Annotated in this window: 19 protein-coding genes and 1 tRNA gene; 4 read left to right on the forward strand and 16 right to left on the reverse strand. The window is 66.4% G+C overall.

Going from position 1 to position 20,625, the window contains the following annotated elements; genetic code table 11:
* Nucleotides 1-14: 14 nt before the first annotated feature.
* The 4 genes from DMC64_RS02475 to DMC64_RS02490 form a co-directional block, all read right to left on the reverse strand.
* Nucleotides 15-2,033 carry an NADPH-dependent 2,4-dienoyl-CoA reductase gene (locus DMC64_RS02475; RefSeq protein WP_125731780.1) on the reverse strand — a complete coding sequence of 673 codons (2,019 nt, stop codon included), beginning with the start codon at nt 2,031-2,033 and terminating at the stop codon, nt 15-17.
* Between the two features lie 9 nt (nt 2,034-2,042).
* Nucleotides 2,043-2,579, reverse strand: a complete 537-nt coding sequence (locus tag DMC64_RS02480) for a PadR family transcriptional regulator (RefSeq protein ID WP_037333229.1) — start codon at nt 2,577-2,579, stop codon at nt 2,043-2,045.
* Nucleotides 2,580-2,691: 112 nt separating this feature from the next.
* Nucleotides 2,692-3,540, reverse strand: coding sequence for an SAM-dependent methyltransferase (locus DMC64_RS02485; RefSeq protein ID WP_174491988.1), 849 nt, complete (start codon nt 3,538-3,540; stop codon nt 2,692-2,694).
* 27 nt (nt 3,541-3,567) lie between these two features.
* Nucleotides 3,568-4,035 carry a MarR family winged helix-turn-helix transcriptional regulator gene (locus DMC64_RS02490; protein ID WP_037333227.1) on the reverse strand — a complete coding sequence of 156 codons (468 nt, stop codon included), beginning with the start codon at nt 4,033-4,035 and terminating at the stop codon, nt 3,568-3,570.
* A gap of 144 nt (nt 4,036-4,179) precedes the next feature.
* On the opposite strand from DMC64_RS02490, the gene DMC64_RS02495 reads away from it, so the two are divergent.
* Nucleotides 4,180-5,127, forward strand: coding sequence for an alpha/beta hydrolase (locus tag DMC64_RS02495; protein WP_125731782.1), 948 nt, complete (start codon nt 4,180-4,182; stop codon nt 5,125-5,127).
* A gap of 136 nt (nt 5,128-5,263) precedes the next feature.
* Nucleotides 5,264-6,481: an esterase family protein gene (locus tag DMC64_RS02500; RefSeq protein WP_125731784.1), complete on the forward strand. Its 1,218-nt coding sequence runs from the start codon at nt 5,264-5,266 to the stop codon at nt 6,479-6,481.
* On the opposite strand, the gene DMC64_RS02505 is transcribed toward DMC64_RS02500, so the two are convergent.
* Nucleotides 6,461-7,312, reverse strand: coding sequence for an oxygenase MpaB family protein (locus DMC64_RS02505; protein WP_125731786.1), 852 nt, complete (start codon nt 7,310-7,312; stop codon nt 6,461-6,463). The two genes, DMC64_RS02500 and DMC64_RS02505, sit on opposite strands and share 21 nt — an antisense overlap.
* A gap of 45 nt (nt 7,313-7,357) precedes the next feature.
* The gene (locus DMC64_RS02510) at nt 7,358-8,263 is read right to left on the reverse strand and encodes a serine hydrolase (RefSeq protein WP_125731788.1); all 906 of its coding nucleotides are present in this window, start codon (nt 8,261-8,263) and stop codon (nt 7,358-7,360) included.
* Nucleotides 8,264-8,394: 131 nt separating this feature from the next.
* Between DMC64_RS02510 and DMC64_RS02515 the strand changes: the two genes are divergently transcribed.
* Nucleotides 8,395-8,994, forward strand: a complete 600-nt coding sequence (locus DMC64_RS02515) for a DUF4383 domain-containing protein (RefSeq protein ID WP_125731790.1) — start codon at nt 8,395-8,397, stop codon at nt 8,992-8,994.
* Between the two features lie 3 nt (nt 8,995-8,997).
* On the opposite strand, the gene DMC64_RS02520 is transcribed toward DMC64_RS02515, so the two are convergent.
* From DMC64_RS02520 to DMC64_RS02530, 3 genes are all read right to left on the reverse strand, one after another.
* Entirely contained in the window at nt 8,998-9,978 is a 981-nt protein-coding gene (locus tag DMC64_RS02520) for a hypothetical protein (RefSeq protein WP_125731792.1), read from the reverse strand.
* Nucleotides 9,979-10,060: 82 nt separating this feature from the next.
* On the reverse strand, nt 10,061-11,434 hold the full coding sequence (gene pcaB / locus DMC64_RS02525) for a 3-carboxy-cis,cis-muconate cycloisomerase (protein WP_125731794.1): 1,374 nt from the start codon (nt 11,432-11,434) through the stop codon (nt 10,061-10,063).
* Between the two features lie 203 nt (nt 11,435-11,637).
* Nucleotides 11,638-12,177 (reverse strand): DinB family protein, encoded by a 540-nt coding sequence (locus tag DMC64_RS02530; RefSeq protein ID WP_125731795.1) that lies wholly within the window; start codon nt 12,175-12,177, stop codon nt 11,638-11,640.
* 99 nt (nt 12,178-12,276) lie between these two features.
* On the opposite strand from DMC64_RS02530, the gene DMC64_RS02535 reads away from it, so the two are divergent.
* Nucleotides 12,277-12,352 (forward strand) — tRNA-Lys (locus tag DMC64_RS02535).
* Nucleotides 12,353-12,558: 206 nt separating this feature from the next.
* Here DMC64_RS02535 and DMC64_RS43650 read toward each other — a convergent pair.
* From DMC64_RS43650 to DMC64_RS02565, 7 genes are all read right to left on the reverse strand, one after another.
* Nucleotides 12,559-12,900, reverse strand: a complete 342-nt coding sequence (locus tag DMC64_RS43650) for a tyrosine-type recombinase/integrase (RefSeq protein ID WP_199754915.1) — start codon at nt 12,898-12,900, stop codon at nt 12,559-12,561.
* Nucleotides 12,897-13,310 carry a tyrosine-type recombinase/integrase gene (locus DMC64_RS42915; RefSeq protein ID WP_199754854.1) on the reverse strand — a complete coding sequence of 138 codons (414 nt, stop codon included), beginning with the start codon at nt 13,308-13,310 and terminating at the stop codon, nt 12,897-12,899. Before DMC64_RS42915 ends, DMC64_RS43650 begins: the two co-directional genes overlap by 4 nt.
* 113 nt (nt 13,311-13,423) lie before the next feature.
* Complete coding sequence (locus DMC64_RS02545) at nt 13,424-13,807, reverse strand: hypothetical protein (RefSeq protein WP_125731797.1); 384 nt, start codon at nt 13,805-13,807, stop codon at nt 13,424-13,426.
* 336 nt (nt 13,808-14,143) lie between these two features.
* The gene (locus DMC64_RS02550) at nt 14,144-14,989 is read right to left on the reverse strand and encodes a hypothetical protein (RefSeq protein WP_125731799.1); all 846 of its coding nucleotides are present in this window, start codon (nt 14,987-14,989) and stop codon (nt 14,144-14,146) included.
* Nucleotides 14,979-18,296 (reverse strand): hypothetical protein, encoded by a 3,318-nt coding sequence (locus DMC64_RS02555; RefSeq protein ID WP_125731800.1) that lies wholly within the window; start codon nt 18,294-18,296, stop codon nt 14,979-14,981. Before DMC64_RS02555 ends, DMC64_RS02550 begins: the two co-directional genes overlap by 11 nt.
* Nucleotides 18,297-18,538: 242 nt before the next feature.
* The gene (locus DMC64_RS02560; RefSeq protein WP_125731803.1) at nt 18,539-19,348 is read right to left on the reverse strand and encodes a hypothetical protein; all 810 of its coding nucleotides are present in this window, start codon (nt 19,346-19,348) and stop codon (nt 18,539-18,541) included.
* A 111-nt stretch (nt 19,349-19,459) separates the two neighbouring features.
* On the reverse strand, nt 19,460-20,404 hold the full coding sequence (locus DMC64_RS02565; RefSeq protein ID WP_125731805.1) for a response regulator transcription factor: 945 nt from the start codon (nt 20,402-20,404) through the stop codon (nt 19,460-19,462).
* Nucleotides 20,405-20,625: the final 221 nt, after the last annotated feature.

A 20,625-nucleotide genomic window follows, 5' to 3' on the forward strand; every position in this document is an offset into this window, starting at 1 on the left:
TAGGCGGCCACTCGTCAGAGAACGGCGGCCAGGCGGGTTCCCTGATCGATGGCCCGTTTGGCGTCCAGTTCGGCCGCGACGTCGGCGCCGCCGATCAGGTGCACCGGCAGTCCGGCCGCCCGCAGGTCGTCGACGAGGTCGCGCACCGGCTCCTGTCCCGCGCAGACGACCACGGTGTCGACGTCGAGCACGCGTGGCTTGTCACCGACGGTGATGTGCAGGCCGTCGTCGTCGATCCGCTCGTAGGTGACCCCGGTGAGCTGCTCGACGCGTTTGGCCTTCAGCGCGGCCCGGTGCACCCAGCCGCTGGTCTTGCCCAGCCCCGCGCCGATCCCGGACTTCTTGCGCTGCAGCAGGAACACCTGCCGTGGTGACGGCTCGACCTTCCGTTCGGTCAGCCCGCCCGCGGCCCGCTCGGGATCGGTGACGCCCCATTCGGCCATCCACGCGTCCAGATCGAGCGCGGGGGAGGTGGTGTGCGTCAGGAACTCGCTGACGTCCACGCCGATCCCGCCCGCGCCGATCACGGCGACCTTGCCGCCCACCGGTTTCCCGTGCCGGACGACGTCCACATAGGACAGAACCTTGGGATGATCGATACCGGGAAGCGACGGCACCCGCGGCGTCACGCCGGTGGCGAGCACGACCTCGTCGAATCCGGCGTCGATCAGATCGGCCGCGGCCACGCGCGTGCCGAGGCGCACCTTGACACCGGTGACCTCCAGCCGCCGCGTGTAGTACCGGATGGTCTCCGCGAACTCCTCCTTGCCCGGGATCTTGCGCGCGATCCCGAACTGGCCGCCGATCTCGTCGTCGGCTTCGAAGAGTTCGACCGCGTGCCCGCGTTCGGCGAGGCCGGTCGCGGCCGCGAGCCCGGCGGGACCCGCGCCGACGACGGCGACGCGTTTGGTCTTCCGCGTCGGCGACAACGTCAGCGTCGTCTCGTGGCCCGCGCGCGGATTCACCATGCAGGACACCAGTTTCCGCTTGAAGGCGTGGTCGAGGCAGGCCTGGTTGCAGGCGATGCAGGTGTTGATCTCGTCCTCGCGTCCGGTCTCGGCCTTCCGGATCCATTCCGGGTCGGCGAGGAACGGCCGCGCCATCGACACCAGGTCGGCGTCGCCGCCGGCCAGCGCCTCCTCGGCGACCTCGGGCATGTTGATCCGGTTCGACGTGACCACCGGGATCCCGACGTGCGGCTTGAGTTTCCCGGTCACCCAGGTGAAGGCCGCACGCGGCACGGACGTCACGATCGTCGGCACCCGCGCCTCGTGCCAGCCGATGCCGGTGTTGATGATCGTCGCGCCCGCCTCTTCGACCTCCTTGGCCAGCGCGACGACGTCTTCCCAGCTTTGCCCGCCCTCGACGAGGTCCAACATGGACAGCCGGTAGATGATGATGAAGTCCTCGCCGACCGCTTCCCGCGTTCGGCGCACGATCTCGACGGCGATCCGCCGCCGGTTTTCCGCGCTGCCACCCCATTCGTCGGTGCGTTTGTTGGTCCGTTCGGCGAGGAACTGGTTGATGAAGTAGCCCTCGGAGCCCATGATCTCGACGCCGTCGTAGCCCGCTTCCTTGGCCAGGAAGGCACAATCGGCGAAAGCGCGGATCTGGCGCAGCACGCCGTATCCGGAAAGGGCCCGCGGTTTGAAGGGGTTGATCGGCGCCTTGATCCCCGACGCGGAAACACTCAGCGGGTGATAGGAATACCGGCCGGCGTGCAGGATCTGCAGCGCGATCTTGCCGCCCGCCTCGTGCACCGGGTCGGTGAGTTGCTTGTGCGCCTTGGCTTCCGCGCGCGTCGAGAGCTTCGAGGCCAGCGGCAGGAGCCAGCCGGTCCGGTTCGGCGCGAAACCACCGGTGACGATCAGCCCGACGCCGCCTCGGGCGCGTTCGGCGTAATACTCGGCCAGTTGCGGGAAATGCGCTTCCTTGTCTTCGAGGCCGGTGTGCATCGAACCCATGATCACCCTGTTGCGCAGGGTGGTGAAGCCGAGATCGAGAGGGGACAGCAGGTTCGGGTACGGGCTCATCGCTGGTCCTTACGCATCGTGGTGGAATGCCCGGAGGACTTCCTCGAGCCACTCGACGTGGCCCTGTTCGGTTCGGATTCCTCCGCGCAGCACGAGGAACTGGTGCAACGACTGTCCACTGAGGACGCTGGGGTCGGGGAAGTCGCGCTTCTCGATCAGCAGGTACGCGTCGAGCTGTGCCGCGTGCGCGTCGCGATGCCGGGTGACCTCGGCGGCGACGGCGGCCGGATCGCCGAGCGCCGCGCCGCGGATCTTCACGGCGAGCTCCCTGGCGGTGGCCGACGGATCGGGTTCGGCGAGCCAGCGGGCCAGTTCGGCCCGCCCCGCGTCGCCGACGGTGTACACCTTCTTGTCGGGTTTCCCGGACTGCGCGACCTGGTCGACGGTGATCCAGCCCGCGTCCTCCATCCGCTTGAGGACGCGGTAGATCTGCTGGTGGGTGGCGCTCCACCACAGCCCGATGGACTTCTCGAAGCGGCGCGTCAGCTCGTAGCCCGAGCCGGACCGCTCGGACAGGGAGACCAGGATCGCGTGCTCCAATGCCATGCACCTAGTTTCATATGCACCTAGTTGCACTGCAAGGCGACGCACGTCACAAGCGCGTGAAGGCCCCCTTCCCTCGGCTCAGCCGCGGGAAGGGGGCCTTCACGGGAAAAAGCTACGGCTTGCGGGCGATCCCGCCGATGACGCGCGACTCCGACGGCGAAGCGGCGAAGATCGTCTTCTCGTCCGGGTGCCACGCCGGCGCGTAGACCAGACCCGGCTCCAGCAGCGGCCAGCCGCCGAAGAAGCGCCGGAACTCGTCCATGGTGCGCAGAAAACCGGGGTTCGTCGTGGTCTCGTAGTACTCGAGGATGTCCAGCAGCGCCTGCCGTTCCTCGTCGTTGGCCGGGTTCTCGTTCGTCATCTGCGAGAGCACCAGCAGCGAACCCGGCGCGAGCCGGTCGCGGTAGAAGTCCAGCAGCCCGTCCGGGTCCTGCTCGTCCTTGATGAAGTGCATGACCGCGTTGACCACCAGCGCGATCGGTTCGCGGACGTCGATGATGCCGGAGTCCATCACCCGGTTCCAGAGGTCCTCGGGATCGAACAGATCCGCCGCGATCGCGTGGTGGCGGTCCGGGTCGGCGGTGTCGGCGAGCAGCAGCGTCGAATGCGCGAGCGCGATCGGCTCGTTGTCGATGTAGAGGACGTGCGTGTCCTCCTGCGGCCGCGCCTCGTCGGCGACCTCGTGCACGTTGCCCGCGGTCGGCAGCCCGGAGCCGATGTCGACGAACTGCTTGATGCCCAGTTCCGCGCAGTGCCGCACGGCCCGGCCGAGGAACTGCCTGCTGGTCTTGCAGTAGTCGCCCATGAGCGGCAGGCGCTCGCGCACCTTCTCGGCGAAGTTGCGGTCGATGGCGTAGTGCGTGTCGCCGCCGATGAAGTAGTCGTAGACGCGGGCCGCGGACGGCCGGTCCAAGCTGTTCTCGACGGCCTTGAGCGCCGCGTCGTGATCGATCATCGTCATCCCTTTGTCCGCGCCGGAAATCCCATGCTAACCGGCCGGGACATAGGCCTCGCGGTAGGCGTTCACGGATTCGGTCAAGCGATCGAGCTCCGCGCGGGTGCGGGCGAGACCGGCGGCGTCGAGCCCCATCGCGTCGCCGATGATCTTCGGGATCCCGCTCGCGCGTTCCCTGAGCGCGGCGCCGTCCCCGGTCAGGCTGATGCGCACGGACCGCTCGTCGTCGGCTTGCCGGACGCGCTGGACCAGTCCGGACTTCTCCAGTCGTTTGAGCAGCGGGGACAGCGTGCCGGAGTCGAGGTTCAGCACGGTGCCGAGCTCCTTGACCAGCCGCTCGTCCTCCTCCCAGAGCGCGAGCATCACCAGATACTGGGGATAGGTCAGGCCCAGATCGTCGAGCACCACGCGGTAGAGCGCGGTGACGGCCCGCGATGCCGCGTAGAGCCCGAAGCACAGCTGATCGTCCAGGCACAGCGACCCGGTGTTGTCCGTGGGCATCGGTCCTCCTTCTCCCCATGGTGCGCCGATCATGCCGCACCTCGCCATGGGAGTGGGCTAAATCTCCTTGAGTGCATTTTAGTTGTGCACAACTGAGTTGCGAGCTACCTTTGTCGCATCGACTTCGGAACCCAGGAGGCAGAAATGACCGCCAACCCGCACAACCTGGCTCTCGAACCGGCCGCGCAGGCCTTCGTCGAGGCCACCGCCACGCCGCCGTTCCTCTTCCAGCTGCCGCCGGAGGAAGGACGCAAGGCCGTCGACGAGGTCCAGGGCGGTGACGTCGAACTGCCCGCCGCGGACGTCGAGACCACGCACGTGGACGGCGTCGAGGTCCGCATCGTGCGGCCGCAGGGCGTCGCCGGGCCGCTGCCCGTGATCGTCTACATCCACGGCGCCGGCTGGGTCTTCGGGAACTTCCACACCCACGAGCGTCTGGTCCGCGAACTCGCCGTCGGCGCGGGCGCGGCCGTCGTCTTCCCCGAATACGACCGTTCGCCGGAGGCGCGCTACCCGGTCGCCATCGAGCAGAACTACGCCGTGGCGAAGTGGGTCGCCGAGCACGGCGCCGAAAACGGGCTCGACGGCACGAAGATCGCGATCGCCGGGGACTCCGTCGGCGGGAACATGACCGCGGCGCTCACCTTGCTCGCCAAGCAGCGCGGCGACGTCACCTTCCGTCAGCAGGTGCTCTTCTACCCGGTCACCGACGCGAGCTTCGAGACCGAGTCCTACCGGCGGTTCGCCGAGGGTTACTTCCTCGCGCTCGACGGTATGAAGTGGTTCTGGGACCAGTACACGACGGATCCGGCACAGCGCGCGGAAATCACCGCGTCTCCGCTGCGGGCGAGCCTCGACGAGCTGGCCGGTCTCCCGCCCGCGCTGGTGATCACGGCCGAGGCAGACGTCCTGCGCGACGAAGGCGAGGCGTACGCCGCGAAGCTGCGTCAGGCCGGTGTGCCGGTGACGGCCGTGCGCTACCAGGGCATTGTCCACGACTTCGTCATGCTCAACACGTTGCGCGAAACGCACGCCGCGGAGGCCGCGATAAAGCAGGCGATCGGCGTGCTGCGTACCGCTCTCGCAGGCTGAGTAGTCCGGAACCCGGTTTGTCCAGGGTGACACGCGTCACCCTGGACAACACTTCCCGGTGGTCGCACGTCTCTTGATCCAGATGTGGGAAGTGCGGTGCGGGGGCGTGCCGCGGCCGGAGAGGGACACGATCGCCATGGGACTGGGACTGAGTGCCATCCGGCTCGATTCGACACTGAACCTCGTCATCGTCCTGGTGCTGACGCTGCTCGCGATCATCGCCGTCCCGTTCCTCTGGGAACGCTGGCGCCGCAAGGTTCTCGGCCGCAGCGGCACGATCCTCGTCGCGGTCGTGCTGGTGGTGGTCAGCACCGGGATGGGCGGCAACATGATCGGCGGGTTCTTCCCCACGGTCGGCGCGCTGTTCGGCACCGGCGTGTACTCCGGGGAGAGCGTCGACGCCGTCGCCGGGCAGAACGGTTCGGATCTCGACAAACTGCGTGACGCCGGGGCGATGCGGGCCAAGGAGGGCAAGGGTTCCGTCGTGCACATGACGGTGACCGGCAAGCGCACCGGCCTCACGCGCGACGTCTCGGTGTACTTCCCGCCCCAGTACTACGATCCCGCGTTCCGGTCGCTCAAATTCCCGGTCGTCGAATGGATCCCGAACTACCCGTCCGGGCCCGAAGTGGTCACCGGCCCCTACGAACTGCCCGCCAAACTCGACGCGGCCATCGCGAAGCACGTGCTCCCGCCGACCCTGGTGATCATCCCGGACCCGACCGGGAAACCGAAGGTCGGCCACGACACCGAATGCATCGACGAGGTCAACGGCACCGCCAACGACACCTACCTGACCGCCGACATCCGCGACTGGGCGATCGAGAAACTCGGCGCCAACCCGCAGCGGAAGGCGTGGACGATGGCGGGCTGGTCGTCGGGTGGATACTGCGCGATGAACCTGGTGACGCGGCATCCGCAGTGGTACGGCCAGGCGGCGAGCGTCAGCGGGTACTACAAGGCTTCGGTGGACGCCGAGACGGAGAACCTGTTCAAGGGCAGGCAGGACATCGTCGACGCGAACACGGTCACGGTGAACCTGCAGAAGCATCCGTCGCCTGTCGACATCCTCGCGATCGCGGGGGACAAGGAAAGCTTCGAGAGTTTCTCGATCGACCAGATCCAGGCGGCCGTCCGCGCGCCCGCGACGCTCTCGTCGTGGCGGATCCCGGACGCCGGGCACAACATGAACACCTTCAAGGCGCAGGTGCCCGACGTGCTGGCGTGGATCGGCGCGCGGACCGTGCCGCCGTGCGCGCCGCAGGACAAGAAGATCGTCACCAACGGCGGGGTCACGCCGTGGCCGCTGCCCAACACCGGCGCCAAGGGCGCGCTAGTGGACGTCGTCGAGTGACTTGGCTCGATAAGCCTTGGGGTACAAGCGGATCCGGTCGGGAACCCGTTTCCCGGCCGCTCGCGTGATCGCTCCGAGGCGCCGGAGGCGGCGTTCGTCGGTGCCCGTCCACTTGAGACTCAAGCGCTCGCGAAGTGTCGGTGGCAGCAAGCCGATCGCGCACAGGGTCAGCACGTTCCCGCCCGCCGGCCGGACGGGGCGCCACAGGGCTTCCGGCAAGAACCACCACGGGGGCGGTGGTGTGTCGCGCATGGTGATCGAGTGGAGCAGTTCCCGGACCGTGTGGTTGTCTTCGAGCCGATTCGCGACGACGTCGTCGAAGTAGGTCTCGAACCCTTCGAGGTCCTCGGGCATGTGGTGCTCACGGAGGCCGAGCAGCAGGCCGACGCGTCGCCATTCCGCGTAGAACCGGCGCTTTTCCTTGTTGGACAACGGATGGACGAAGACCTCGTGCATGCGGACGGTCGTCCAGAACGTCGAGCCGTGCACCCACCAGTACGCCTCGGGGTTCAGCGCGTGGTAGCGCTCGCCGTGGTGGTCGACGCCCTTGATCGTCTTGTGCAGCTCGCGGAGCCGCTCCGCCTCCGCGACCGCCTCCCGGCCGCCGAAAACCTGGCTCAGCAAGGAATCGATGGTCCGGTCGAGGCGGCCCCACGGGTCTTCGGTGTAGTTCGAATGGTCGTGGACGCCGGCGCCGACCACCGGATGCGCGACCTGCAGCAGCAACGCCGTCCCCGCGCCGAGCAACAGTCTCCGGTCGCCGACCACTTGCCAGGCAACGGAATCCGGGCCGAGCGGGGTCAAGGTGGGCATGCGGGCTTCGGTGCTCATGACGACCTCCCGAGAGAGCGGCGTCACGCCACTGTCCCACCTTGTTTACACCTCGTCAATAGCGGGGAGCAGTGCCTTGACCACCTCCGTCACCCGTCGGCCCGCCCCGGTGTAGGTGGTCGACAACGGTTGAGAGGTCAGGACGACGACGATGTAGCGGTCGTCTTCGCCGACCGCGCCCGAGCTGTGCAGGATCCGCGAGCCGCGGCAGCACGCCCAGCCCTGTTTGATCGACCAGGGAAGGGAACCGACGGCGTCCGGGATGCCGAAGTACTGCCGGATCCCGTCGGAGCCGTTCTCCGTCGCGCCGCTCAACGCCCGCATGATCGTCGTGCGCGGCCCGGCGCCCGCCTGGTCCAGCAGGTAGCGGTAGATCTTCACGACGTCCGCGGCGGTGATCCGGGTGTCGCCCCAGCGGCCGGGATCCTCGGGCGGACGAGTACCGCCGAGGCCGATCTTCGCCGCCCAGCGGGTCACGATCTTGGGGCCGCCGAGAGCCGTCCACAGCCTGCTGGCGATGTCGTCGTCGCTGACCGACAGCATCCGCTGGACGGTGTCCGACGGTGTGCCCGCTTGAAGCGCTTCCAGCGCGATGAGGAGCTTCACGAGGGACGCCGAGGTGTAGGACCGTTCCGGCCTGAGCGAAACGGTGCTCTTCTTGGCGGTGCGGTCGTAGACGACCACGCTCACCTGCCCGCCGGGGACGAGGTCCGCGAGGGCTTGGCTGTCGACGGACTTCGGTGGCGGACCCGGCGCCGCCGACGACGAGGGCGTCGGGGACACGACCGGGTCCTCCGGTTCGACCTCGACTTCGACGGACGGCGCCGTGGTGCCCGGCACCGCCTCCGCGACCGCCACCGGACCGGGGCGCGACGCCGGGATCAGGACCATCGCGAGGATGGCGCCCAGGCACAGCCCCACCAGGAGGAAGACTCCGCTCACCTTGCCCACATGACCTGTTGACCGCGTCACCCGTTCGTGTTCACGGGTAGCCCGTTCGGACGATGCTGTTTGTCCGGAAGTGCAGCGGGGTATCCGGGGGCCAGCGTGAATTCAGGTCGCCAACTCTGGGAGGCGGAGCAATGGCACGTGCACAACGCGCTCGTATCCGGACGGCGGGGCTCCAGCCCGCTCAGGTACTCGCCGGGCTGTCGAGCCTGGCCTTCCTGGTGTTCGGGATCGTGGGCTTCACCAGGACGGGATTCGCCGATTTCGCCGGGCGCAGCGACGCGACCGTGCTCGGCTTCTCGGTGAATCCCCTGTACAACCTCGGTTTCGTCCTGCTGGGCGCGATCGGGCTGCTGCTGACCTTCGGGTCGGGGCGGTCCCGGGTCTTCGGTTTCCTGACGTTCGTCGCCTTCGGGGCGCTGTTCGTCTGGGGTCTCATGATCACGGGGACCGTTTCGACGAACCCGGTCTCACAGGCAGGCAACCCGTTCAACCTCAACGGGCCGGACAACTGGCTGCACCTCGGCCTCGCCGCGCTCGGGCTGGTGATCGCGTTCCTGCCCGCACGGCACAAGGTGCTGCTGCCGGAGGACGAAGAGGAGACCGTGGTCGCGGACCGTCGGGCGGACAGCGCCACGGTCGTCGAACCCCTTCCGGACGAATCGCGACGGCCGAAGCACGGAAAAGGCCCGACCGTCGCTCGGGAAGAGCGGCCGCCGGGCCTGGCCCACTAGCGCTCAGTAGCCGGAGTCCTGGGCGGGAGCGTCTTCCTCTTTCTTGGGGGCGGCGTTCCCGCTCTGCGCTGCCTTGTCCTTCACCGGCGCGGTGCTCTTGCAGCCGGCGGGCTCGATGACGAACCAGGTGCCGCCGACGCCGTGACCGTTGGCCTCGCCGGCGTTCGCGTCCTTGGCGTAGCGGTAGACGGCCCATCCGCCGACGGTGACCTGCATGGTGCCGTCCGCGCGCTTCACCTTGCCGAGCAACTTCTGGTCGATGCCTTCGAGCTGGACGTCGCCCTCGGCGAGCACCGGCGGCCAGGCCTTCGCGCAGTCACCGTTGCAGGTCGGCTGCTTGTTCTTCTTGTCCTTGGTGAACATGTACAGGGTGAAGCCGTCCTGGTCCACAATGGCCGGTCCGATGCCGTCGACGTTGCTCGCGACGAGCTTCGTGGCGCCGTCCTTCTGTTCTGCCGGAGCTTCCTTCGCCGCCTGGCCCGCCTTGCCGCCCTTGGCGTTCGCGGCGTACCAAGTGCTGCCGACGCCCTGCCCCTTCGTTTCGCCGGCCTTCGCATCCTTGGCGTAGCGGTAAAGCGCCCAGCCGCCGACGGTGACCTGCTTGCGCCCGTCGGCACGGGTCACTTCACCGACCAGAGCCTGATCCACGCCTTCGATCTGGACTTCGCCTTCGGCCAGCACCGGCGGCCAGGCCTTCGCGCAGTCACCGTCGCAATTGGACTTCGGCGGCTTCGCGCTGTCCTTGTCGAAGCGGTACAAGGTGAAGCCGTCCTTGTCGACGAGGACCTGGCCGAGATTCCCCGCTTCGGCCACGGCCACCTTGGTCTCACCCTTGGCCGCGGGGGCGTTCCCGCCCGCCCCGGCCACCGCCGCGGCGGGAGCGACGGCGGGGGCCGCCGCCTCGGTGCCGCCGGAGCAGGCCGACAGCACCACCAGGCCCGCGGCCGCGGACGCCGCTGCGACGACGAAACGCTTGCGAAGCATGGGATTTCTCCTTGTTCGTAGGGGTTCCGCGGCTTGGCGCGGTGAGCTTGTACCCCCTACACGGAGCCGGTTCGAGACCGGTTCAAGGAGTTTTCGGTTTTTCTTCGCGGGCCGCCAGCGCGGCATCGACGAGCACCCCGGCCGAGCCGGTGTAGTGCGCGGGATCCAGCAGGTCGGCCAGGGATTCGGGGGGAAGCACTCCGGTTATCTCCGGCAGGCCGGAAAGAACCTCGCCGAGGGCCTTGCCCTGTTCGAGGGCGAGCTTGGCCGCCTGCCCGAGGACCTCCTTGGCCCGCGCCTTGCCGAGCAGCGGGGCGAGCACGGTCGAAAGCCGCTCGGAGACGATCTGGCCGTGCGTGAGGCCGAGGTTCTCGCGCATGCGCTCATCGTTGACGACGAGGCCGCGGGCGAGCTCGGCCGCCGTATGCGCGGCGCCGCCGGTCAGGCGCAGGCACTCGCGCAGCAGCTGCCACTCGGCGTGCCACGCGCCCGCGGACCGTTCGTCCTCGGAGACCAGGGCCTGGGTGACGCCGGTGGCCAGCACCGGCACCTGGAGCGCGGCCGACCGGATCAGCGTCGCGAGCACCGGATTGCGTTTGTGCGGCATCGCCGAAGACCCGCCACGGCCCTCGCCCGCCGGCTCGGCGACCTCCCCGACCTCGGTACGCGTCAGGAACTGGACGTCGACCGCGATCTTCCCGAGCGCGGCGGCGGTGAAGGAGAGGGCGGCCGCGAGGTCGGCCGTCGGCGTGCGGAGCGTGTGCCAGGGGAGCGTGGTCTCGGCGAGCCCGGTCTCCTCGGCGAAGGCCGTTTGGAGGCGCTGCGGATAGCCCTCGGGCAGGTCCGCGAGGCGCGCGTACTCGGCGTACGCGGCCCTCGTGCCCGCTGCACCCCCGAGCGAGACCGGCAAAACGACCCGGTTCAGCCTGTCGAGCGCTTCGAGCGTCAGCTGACGCCAGCCCGCCGCCTTGAGCCCGAACGTCGTCGGCACCGCGTGCGCGGTGAGCGTGCGCCCGGCCATCGTCGTGTCGCGATGCGCGCGGGCGAGATCCGCCAGCGCCTCCGCCGTCGACTCGAGGTCCGCGACGAGAAGCGCCCGCGTCCGCGCGGCGACCAGCATCATCGCCGTGTCGAAGATGTCCTGGCTGGTGGAGCCACGATGGACGTACTCCGTCCCGGCGGCCTCGGTCAGCTCCTTGATCAGCCCGACGACCGGGTTCGCCGTCTCACGAGCCGCCCTCGCCAACGCGATCACGTCGATGTCGGCGGACGCGGCCGCCTCGGTGATCGCCGCCGCGGCGTCCTGCGGGATCAGCCCGGTGCGGGCCTGCGCCCTGGCGAGCGCCGCCTCCGTGTCCAACAGGGCCCGCAACCAGGCGAGATCACCCGTCGCCGCCTCGGCGGGCGTGCCGGCGCGGACCGGGGACAGGAGGCCGGAATCGGGATCGGCGTTCATCGGCCCAGCATCGCATTTCAGAGTTTCAGTGTCTGTTGGTGAACCCGCGTCCGCGATCGACGTTGCCAGGGCGCTGCCTGGTCAAACCTCTCACCTCGACGGACAACGGCGCCCTGCCACCGCGATAGCGGGGCCTTCGGCCAGGGCGGGTTCAGGCGTCATGTCCATTTCGCGAGATGCGCCGCAGCTCCGCCAACAGGCTCTTAGTGGCCGGTCCTCCCGTCGATGCGCTCGCGAAGCAAGTCGGCGTGGCCGTCGTGGCGGGCGTACTCGGCGATGTGATGGGTCAGCAGCCACCGCAACGAGAACGGCTCCCCGTCGCGACGGCGCTTGCCCGTGTCGTCGAGCGACGCGGCCGCCACGATCTCCCACGACCGCGCGCACTCCGCACGCCAAGCCGCCCATGCCTCCTCGACATCGCCGCCGAGATCCTCGAAGTCCTGCTCGGGCCACTCGTCGGAGTAATAGAGCAACGGGACGTCCTCGCCCGCGAACTGCACGCGGAACCACCAGCGCTCGACGCCCGTGAGGTGCCTGAGCAGCCCGTGCAGCGACAAACCCGACGGCTCGATCGGCCGCAGGGCCATCTGCTCAGGCGTCAGCCCCTGACACTTCAGCTCGAAGGTGCGGCGATGCCAGTCGAGCGTGGACGTCAGGATCTCGCGCTCACTCGCCACCCGCGGAGGCTCCGGGCGGTCGCCCTCCCAGCTCGCCGCGTAGTTCTCCTCGGGGATCGTGTCCATGCCCACGACCATGGCAGAGACCCCCGACAATTCCGTGGCGCTCCCGCCGCCGCCCCGGCATCCTGGTGGTCGACGGCGGTCTACTAGACTCGGCCGCACGGGCCGTTAGCTCAATTGGTAGAGCTGCGGACTTTTAATCCGTAGGTTCTGGGTTCGAGCCCCAGGCGGCCCACCACCTCGACATCCCCGCTGATCAGCGGGGATGTTCTTGTTTGTGGATCTTGCTGACTTCGTGGTGATCTTGCGTGGGCTCGCGGTGGGCTCTCGGTGCTCTGTGCTGGCAAATCGCTGCAACGTTGGCGTATCGGTGTGTTCCAGGGCGTGCTTCACCGCCGCGGGTTTGCGCCCTTCCTCGGTCGGCTTTGCGGGGGCTGCGAGGTCTCAGGCAGCAGCCTTCGTGTGGTGGGTCCGTCTGCCGGCGGTCACTGGGCGGCGCAGGGGCGGGCGCCGGCGCCGCGGCATCCGTAGGCGTGTGCCCGTGGCGCAAGCGGCGTCGAGGATGAGACGAGCCGTGGCTTCTGCGGAATCGCGGGCCAGGCTCGGCAGCACGCTGACGTAGGTGTCAGCGGTGAGCACGATGCTGCTGTGCCCGAGAAGGTGCTGCACGGTCTTAAGGTCCGCGCCTGCGGCCAGGGACAGGTTGGCTGCGCCGTGACATAGGTCGTGCAGCCGAATCGGCGGCAGCTCGGATCGGGTGTTGAGAAGTCGGAAGAGGCTCGTCAGCGCGTCGGGCCGGTCGGGTGGCCGTGCACGTTGAGGAACATGTAGCCCGCCGGGTCGCCGTGGTGCGTGTCGAGGTGGCGGCGCAGCAGGGCGATGGTGCCATGGTCGAGAGCGATCACACGATTACTCGTGTCGCTCGCGGGCTTGCCGATCTCGATGGTCGCGCCGACCTGCCGGATCTGATGCGACACCGCCAGGTAGCCGCCCTCGAGGTCGATGTCGCTCAACCGCAGCCCGATCACCTCGCCGCGACGCAGACCGAGCAATATCAGCAGCTGGAACAGCGGGTAGAGCCGGTGGCCGCGGATCTTCCGCAGGAACGTCGCGGTCTGCGCCGCGGTCCACACCGCCGCTGGCGGCCGGTCCCCGGTCGCCAGCCACAAGGCGACCCGTAGCGGCGTCCACACCACCGCGTGCGGTCGCCGTTGCCCGGGGGGAGCTCGACGAAGCGCGCGGGATTGCGGTCGATCAGCCCGCGCCGCACCGCCGCGTTGAGTGCCGCGCGCAACGTGGCGTGGATTCGTTACAGTGTCCCCGCGGCTACCGGACGCCCTGCTGCGCCGTGGGGCCGGATGATCGCGTTGAACATCGCCTGCACCTGCGCGTTGGTCAGCTCTCTCAGCAAACGGTCGCCCAGGTATGGGATCAGGTACCCGTGGATGTGCTGGCCGTAGCTGTGCAGCGTCGAGGCGCCTGGCCCGACTCTGGTGTCTAGCCAGAGCTGCAGCCACTGCGCGACCGTGATCGCCGCGGCCGACAAGTCTTTCCCGCTCGGATCGAGCAGGCAGGCCCGAGCCTGGCGCGCCGCCAGCTGCGACGAGAACCCGCCGCGGCGAATCTGTCGCCTCCGCCCGTCCGGCCACGGCGGCATCTCCACCCGGAAGTACCAGCTCCCGTGCCCCCGCACCGCCAACCCACGACACCGGCTACCTAGCAACCGGCCCGCTCCGTCCCGACAACCACACCGCGTGTACACGCCATCGACCTCCATGGCACACCGCTCGCTCCTTCGACGGACGTACTCAGCGTGCGCCGCCGGTGCGTGTCGAGGAACCCTGCGATAGAAGGCGGTGCAAGACGGCCTGAAGTACCGAGTGGACGCGCTGGTCGGGCTCCGTGTGGACCACGGAGTAAGGATGTGAGAGTCGTCGCCGAAGGGGTAGCCGCTCGGTGGATGCTGACTACGTCGCGTTCTTATCGGGCGTGTCCGTGGATAACAGCCCTGACCGTGGCTCTGTGGGGCTTACGCAGGCTGGATGCTGGCCCAGGAGGCGGCGACCAGTTTCAGGAAGGCGTCCCCGCGGGTGTGAGAGACCGCGGCCACGGCGTGGGCGAGCTGAATCCCGGCGAAGGCAGAACGCGAACCGATGACCTCCAGCTCCCGCAGAATCGTCATGTGGTCGCAGGGCAAAGCAGGTGACTGACTCATCAGGCTTCGTTCTACTAACGAATCCAATTCTGCGCTTGCATTCTGTCTTTTGGGTGAACGATACCAGCGCAGCTGGTTTTCAACTTGACGTGTATGGTAGCCGATTGCACTTTCTCGCAGGGAAAGGCCGAGGTCGATGGCGATCCTGACGACGACTGCGCGCACGCTTGTCGCAGAGTGCTGTTGCCATGCGTTGCGCTGGTTCTCACTCTGCGATATAGACATCGCCGCGTCTGCTAGTTCGGTAATTGCGTTGGTCAGCTGGAGGATCAGCTTTCTGGCGCAGATTGCCCATTCATTGGGATCTTGCGGTGTTCTCGTTCCACATGCTTCATAATACCAGTTTTGGAGAACTCGAACTGCTCCAGCGTTGGTCGAGTGTTCGTGGGCGGTTCGAATTTTCTGGAATCTCGCTTTGAAATCTTGTGTCTTCGGTGTGGCTGCTCGCGTCGTGGTCAACAGAAAAGCCACGTCTTGGCCCCATTGCTCGTGCCAGCACTTATACACCTCAGACACCAGTGTCCTGAAGTCGGCAAGGCTGAGTACGGTCTTCGGAATCTCCGCGCGGGACAGGGGCTCTAATGGCTCGCCTGTGCATATACGCTTGTGTTGCGACAGGCGCGTGTGTTCGACCTCGAGCTGCTCGAACTCATCCCACATGACGCGTCCCACCTTCCGGCTGGCGCAGCTTTCGAGCCGGATCGGCCAGGGCTCCGCGCATGTTGAAGGCGATGTGGAAGTCTGTGAGTGTATCGCCGCGTTGCGGAGACTCGGAGCCGCTGAATCGCCTGGGGATGAACGCCACCTCGATGGAGAGTTTGTCCAGCCAGACCTTGCCGCGGCGGCCGTCCGGTGATGTCCATGTAACACGCCCGCTATACAGCTGCGGTGCACCATTCTCGTTGGACGCGACGTAGGTTGCCACGACTCGGGAAGAAAGCTCAGCGGTGCGCTGGTCTAGATCTCGGAATATCGATTCCGATAGACGGTATTGGCCAAGATGGAAGAGGGCGAGACCGTGGAGGAAATCCAGACGGTAGCGCTCGAACGAGGTCGCTGTCGAGATGGAGTGGACAACTTCGATACATTCGTCCCAGTCCTGCGTGGTGAATGCCAGTACTTCGCGTTGGCCGCGCAGGAACTTTTTGCCTGTTTTCAGCTCCCAGAATAGATCGAGAAGCAAGCGAGAGCATCGCCAGTCTTCGCGTACTTCCGCTGGTGCGTCGAGTAGATTTTTTACCGCTGCCAACTTTCCTTCTGTGCCGTTTTGGGCATCCAGGCGGGCAAGGAAATAGAATGCGGCAGGATCGTTATTCGACTTCAGTGACTCCAGGTGCTCGAGCTCCATGGCTGGGTCCTTCATCAGCCGTGCCATATCGCGGTAGCGGAGATCATATTGGGCACGTTGGCTCGGACTGAGTCCGTCGGAGTCCACCGATGCTAGGGAAGCGTGGGCGTTGGCCAGGAGGTCCAGTCTCACCGATTCCCCAAGGCCTGCGTTCTCTAGCGCCTTCGATGTCGTCCATGCGACCACGTCGACCGGATAGTAGTTCTCCGGATCGACCTGACGTGCCGCCAACTGGGAGCGGATGACGTCCTTCATCAGTGCCGTCAGGTGTCCACTGTCGGAGGTTGATACCTGCTCGTACACCTGTGTGCCGATCGTGCTCCCGAGCTCTACCAAGAGGTTACGTTTGGCCATCCCGAAGAGTTGAGCTTCATCGATGGTCTCTTCAAGGAGATGCTGGGTGTCGACGAGCAGCGCGAGTCGCCGGGCTTGATCGTCCGGACTGTTGCCTTGGTCCCGTTTCGCGTACTCGCGCGTCAAGTTGGCCTCGGCGAGCACGAGGCGGTGATGGGCGGTGCCGAGCTTCTCCCTGAGAGCCTTAAAGGCTTCGGCCACGTCGAGCCAGTGCCGAGCATACTGCGGAACATCGGGCGACTTGTGGCCGATCTTGTCAACGAGGGCGACGATGAAGTCGACCTCGACCCCGCCCCAGTTGGAGTGGTCCGGCCGCAAGTTCTCGATCAGCTCGCGGATCACGCCGATCTCAGCGTTCGTGCTCAGGTCTTCCCTGGCGAGCAACTCGGCCTCAAGCTGGGTGCGCACCCCTAGTAGTTGTTCGCCGTTTCTGTCTTCCTCCCATCGGAAGAGGTCGAAGCGCGAGACGATCTCGGCGAGGTTGCTCCAGCCGTCCCGTCCAATCACGCGGAGGGCGAGCTCGAGTGGAATGGTGAGGCCCCACTTGCCGGCGACCAGGACAACGGCAGTCAGTTGTTCGGCTGTACTCCGTTCGGAGAAGGAGAGGTCGATCAACTCCTCATGCGGGCGCTCGGAGGGGCGCAGCGAGTTGATGTCGTACCCTGCGTCAGCGAGAGCTCGGGCTAGCGTTGTCAGCCCGAGTTGATCGGGAGTGGTCTCCTTGGCTAGCCGCTCGAACGCGGCCTCGTAGTGCCGGGCTTCCTGGGTCAGTCCGCGTTGAATGACGAACTGCGAGTCGGGGACCAAGCGATACAGAAGCGCCAGGAAGGAAGAGTTGACCTTGGATTCAGCTTTGGGGAGGTGCAGTCCGAACCGGTCGAGCCAGGTTCTCGCTCTCTCGACTTCCCCCTTGGACAGGTTGACGTCGACGACCACGTTACGCGTGGATTCTCCGGGGACCCGATAGCTACTGCCTACGATGAGGACGCGGCGTCCACGTGCCCGTAGCTTCTTCTGCAGTGAGTAGTAGTTGTCGTCGTCGACCATGGCATCCCAGATCAGCAACGTCGGTAGCTCCGCGACTTCGTCGGCCCAGAGAGCGAACTGCTCGATGTCCGCAGCAGCGGGACGGTCACCACGCCTGGCCTGGTGCAGTACTGCGGCTTGGCCGCTGCGGGCTACGTCGAGCGCCAAGCTGCAGAGTGCGAGGCTTTTACCTGTCGCTGTCTGCCCTGACACGATGATCGGATCGAGTGTCGACATGTCTTTGAGGCCACGCTGCACCCGATCCAAAAGCGCATCTTCGAAATCTCGGCGCAGCTTGTAGCCACTGGCGACAGCTTTGAAGGGTGGCGCACCGTCGCTGTAGCCGATCAAGTTGCGAAACCGCTCGTAGTCGATCGCTGGCGACGCTGCAGGAAAGGGTTCAAGCAGAGTTGTGTCGATCGGTCTCGCAGCGCTGATGACCTGGTTCCACGTACCGATGCCTAGCTCGACAAAAGTGCGTCCGGCGGGAATTAGCCTGCGATTACCGGCGCTGCTCCTGGCCGTTGACTTGTCAAGTCTTCCCTCGGCCTCGGCCTCGTGGAGGACCTGCGCGAGCGTATCCGTATGGGTGCACAGCAGATTGCGGTCGACCGCAGTGCCGATGAGTTTGTCTTCCAGCAGCTCCGATGTCGCGGAGAAGAGGTGTACTTGGCCGGCGCCGAGCTTCATCAGAAAGACGAACAGGTCCTTCGTGGTCAACCAGTCCCCGACCTGGTAGCCATCGATTACCACGACCCCGCGGGGCGTCACCAGGCGCTCCGCAAGAACCCCTAAGGTTTCGCCTGCTCTGGCGGTTGCCTCGACTTCGGCTACAGGGTCAGACGGTGGTCGTTCATCCTCCGGTAGAAAGGTTCCCCCGAACAAGTGACGGATCTGCAGGTCGGTCGTACTGCGCGGATTCCTTCCGAGCTGTGGCACACCGATCGACCTGACTCGTCGCCAGCTGGTGGAAAACGCCCGCTCGAGGGCGGAGTCGATACGCGAGGTGAAGACACCGTTCCAAGGGAAGTCGGCGACCGCGGCGAGCTGCTGGCCGGTCTCCGCGGCGCTCAGTGTCTCCGCCAAGGCCAGATACGTTTCCGGGGTGCTGCCGAACGGGGGGATCGGCAACGACGACGTATGTTGGTCATCTGTCCAGCTCGCGGACGCCTGGCCGAGCAGCACGAAGGCCGGCCCTACGCCGAGCCGGGGCAGGAGAGCTTGAAGCGAATCGTCCATTACCCATCCTCATAGTGGACCTCGTCCAGCACAGCGGGCTTACTCACTTACTGCACTTCTATCGCATGACCTGTAGTCGAAGAGCTGGCGTAAAACGCTACGCAGTCACCGGAAATAGCCGACCGACCACGACCCAGCGGAAGAGGAGACGGCCAGGTTGAGACACGAAACGATCAGTCAGTCTGGAGCTCTCGAGCCTGGCTAGCCGCGCTGGGGGGTCCTGACTTATGTGCGGAGGACACCTAACGGCGTCTGAGCTCGTAGAGTGGCGAGCCATCGTCGGCGTACACCACGATGTGGTCAGCCGAATCGAGCGCAGCCTCATACGTCGCTCTGTTGGGCTTCTGTGTCACGGTCAGGGTGTACCGGCCGTTCGCGCCCGGCTTGCCGCTGACGTCGCAGGTCATTGGGCCGCCGATATCGAGTGGTTCGCGCCCGTTGTAGTAGAACCCGTCGCAACGCCCGTCGGCTGCGAGAACTTTGATTCCACTTCCGTCGGAGGCGGTCCAGTTGCCGACGAAAGCCTCCGCGCCGGCCTGACTGTTGCCGGGCTGGGTTGCCGCCAGTATCGCGGCGATCGCGATTACGGCCACGACCAGCGTGGTGAGGCCGGCCGCGACGGGGTTCTTGCGAGCGTAGTTGATCACCTTGTTCTTGATGCGAATGTTCTGCCCGACAACGTTGCTGCCGCCGTAAATGCTGCCTGTCGCCACGCTTCCGTGAAGATCACGTGCTGTCCAGCCATCGGCTGTTTCGGCACGCACGGGGGCTAGGCGGCGCAGCTCGGCGGCGAACGTTTGATCACGGTCCGCCGCCTGTTCCAAGGCTGCCTGAGCTGCGGCTCTGGTGCCCGCTGGTACTCCGGACTCCGCCTTCGCGGCAGCGAGGAAGTCCTGGATCGCGGGTTCGTTGCCCAGCTTCTCGGTCACGACGGCGAATGTCTGCCGCACGACAGATTCGAGATTCGGTCCGGTCAGCCCCTCGATGTCCGCGTCGGCTCGGCGTGCAGCTCCCTGTGCCCAGGCCGTCAACAACCTCAGGATGATTTCCATGCGTTTCTCTGGTCCCGCCTCATTGTTCGGTCTTGTCAGCCGCCTTTGCGGCGACGGCGGAGCCTGCCAGAACTCGGAGACCGATGTCCTCAACCCAGGGTGGAGACGCGGCTAACTTTCTCGGTGGTCGCGCGTTTCGAGTAGTCGCCACACTGCGGCGGCTACGCCGTGCTTGTCCTGGGCGTCAAATACGCGCAACGCGGCGTTGATATAGGTCTTGATCGTCGATGAGGCGACGTTCATCTCTGCGGCGAGGACGTCGTTGCTGGGCACTTGGCCATTGCGGCCGAGATGATGCCCCATCAGTAGTGCCAGCTCCCGCTGCCGGGGGGTGAGCATGTCGAGCCACGCGGCCACGCGGCGATGCTCGCCCAGCTCGCGGGCCCACAGGTCGGACAAAAGGCGCTCCAGCTGTCTCTTGACCTTGCGCAACGCGGCCTCTGGGTCGCGTAAGCCTTTTCCCACTTGGCGAAGGTCGCGGGTTGCGTCACTGTGTACGGCGCCAATAGCAGCCAACACGTGGCTGATGAACGACTCCTCTGATTGGTCCTCGTTGGTTCCGGTTAAGGCATGTTCGTGCGCAAGCTGTGCGGCGAAGGCCTCTATTAGTGACTCGAAGGTGGCTACAACGGTTGTGTCGTAACAATTCGGCCGGTATGTCTGAATCGAGACTAGGCCGATGACGGACGCGCGTCCCCCGTCGAAGACGGGTGCGACGAGCGCATCGCGCGAACGCTTGTCAAGCTTCCCAAAGGAAATCCCAGCGTTCAACAGGCGTCCGTTGTCCGTGCCGTACTGATAGGTGCGGCGGTGGTGGCGGACCCAGGCCGCCATGCCGCCCGGGCGCACGGAGTGGGATCCAGGGAGATCGAAGACGTCGCCGTCGTATTGGTGGTGATAGTGGATGGAGTCGTCCCCGACGAACTCGGCGACGTAGAAGGCGTCGACGGTGGTGACCCTTCGCATTGCCGCCAGGAGCACGTCGTGCTGTTCGAACTGCTGTCCTCGGTGGTGTGCCAGCTCGCGGGCCGCTGCCGCGACGGTCGGGTTGCGCAACAGGGCTTCCTCCGGTTTCTGTGTCGAACCCGCTGTCTTCCGCAGGGGGAGGCCGGGGACGACGACGGTGCGGGGTGTCGGTTCACTCAGAACTTTGACGCTGGCGGTGACCACTGCTCGGGCGGAAGGTCGCGCCGAGCGTCGTGAGTGCTACAAGCTGGCGCGAGCGGCGATCTCCCGCGTGCTGACATTCTGAGCAGCTGGGAACGCTGCACCGTGTC

It is taken from the genome of Amycolatopsis sp. WAC 04197, assembly GCF_003947475.1.
Classification (GTDB): Bacteria; Actinomycetota; Actinomycetes; order Mycobacteriales; family Pseudonocardiaceae; genus Amycolatopsis; species Amycolatopsis japonica.

Bases quoted from the DNA above. Each gene is read 5' to 3' on its own strand.
- DMC64_RS02475 (WP_125731780.1), bottom strand. From the start codon at position 2,033: ATGAGCCCGTACCCGAACCTGCTGTCCCCTCTCGATCTCGGCTTCACC.
- DMC64_RS02480 (WP_037333229.1), bottom strand. From the start codon at position 2,579: ATGGCATTGGAGCACGCGATCCTGGTCTCCCTGTCCGAGCGGTCCGGC.
- DMC64_RS02485 (WP_174491988.1), bottom strand. From the start codon at position 3,540: ATGACGATGATCGATCACGACGCGGCGCTCAAGGCCGTCGAGAACAGC.
- DMC64_RS02490 (WP_037333227.1), bottom strand. From the start codon at position 4,035: ATGCCCACGGACAACACCGGGTCGCTGTGCCTGGACGATCAGCTGTGC.
- DMC64_RS02495 (WP_125731782.1), top strand. From the start codon at position 4,180: ATGACCGCCAACCCGCACAACCTGGCTCTCGAACCGGCCGCGCAGGCC.
- DMC64_RS02500 (WP_125731784.1), top strand. From the start codon at position 5,264: ATGGGACTGGGACTGAGTGCCATCCGGCTCGATTCGACACTGAACCTC.
- DMC64_RS02505 (WP_125731786.1), bottom strand. From the start codon at position 7,312: ATGAGCACCGAAGCCCGCATGCCCACCTTGACCCCGCTCGGCCCGGAT.
- DMC64_RS02515 (WP_125731790.1), top strand. From the start codon at position 8,395: ATGGCACGTGCACAACGCGCTCGTATCCGGACGGCGGGGCTCCAGCCC.
- DMC64_RS02520 (WP_125731792.1), bottom strand. From the start codon at position 9,978: ATGCTTCGCAAGCGTTTCGTCGTCGCAGCGGCGTCCGCGGCCGCGGGC.
- pcaB (WP_125731794.1), bottom strand. From the start codon at position 11,434: ATGAACGCCGATCCCGATTCCGGCCTCCTGTCCCCGGTCCGCGCCGGC.
- DMC64_RS02530 (WP_125731795.1), bottom strand. From the start codon at position 12,177: ATGGACACGATCCCCGAGGAGAACTACGCGGCGAGCTGGGAGGGCGAC.
- DMC64_RS02550 (WP_125731799.1), bottom strand. From the start codon at position 14,989: ATGTGGGATGAGTTCGAGCAGCTCGAGGTCGAACACACGCGCCTGTCG.
- DMC64_RS02555 (WP_125731800.1), bottom strand. From the start codon at position 18,296: ATGGACGATTCGCTTCAAGCTCTCCTGCCCCGGCTCGGCGTAGGGCCG.
- DMC64_RS02560 (WP_125731803.1), bottom strand. From the start codon at position 19,348: ATGGAAATCATCCTGAGGTTGTTGACGGCCTGGGCACAGGGAGCTGCA.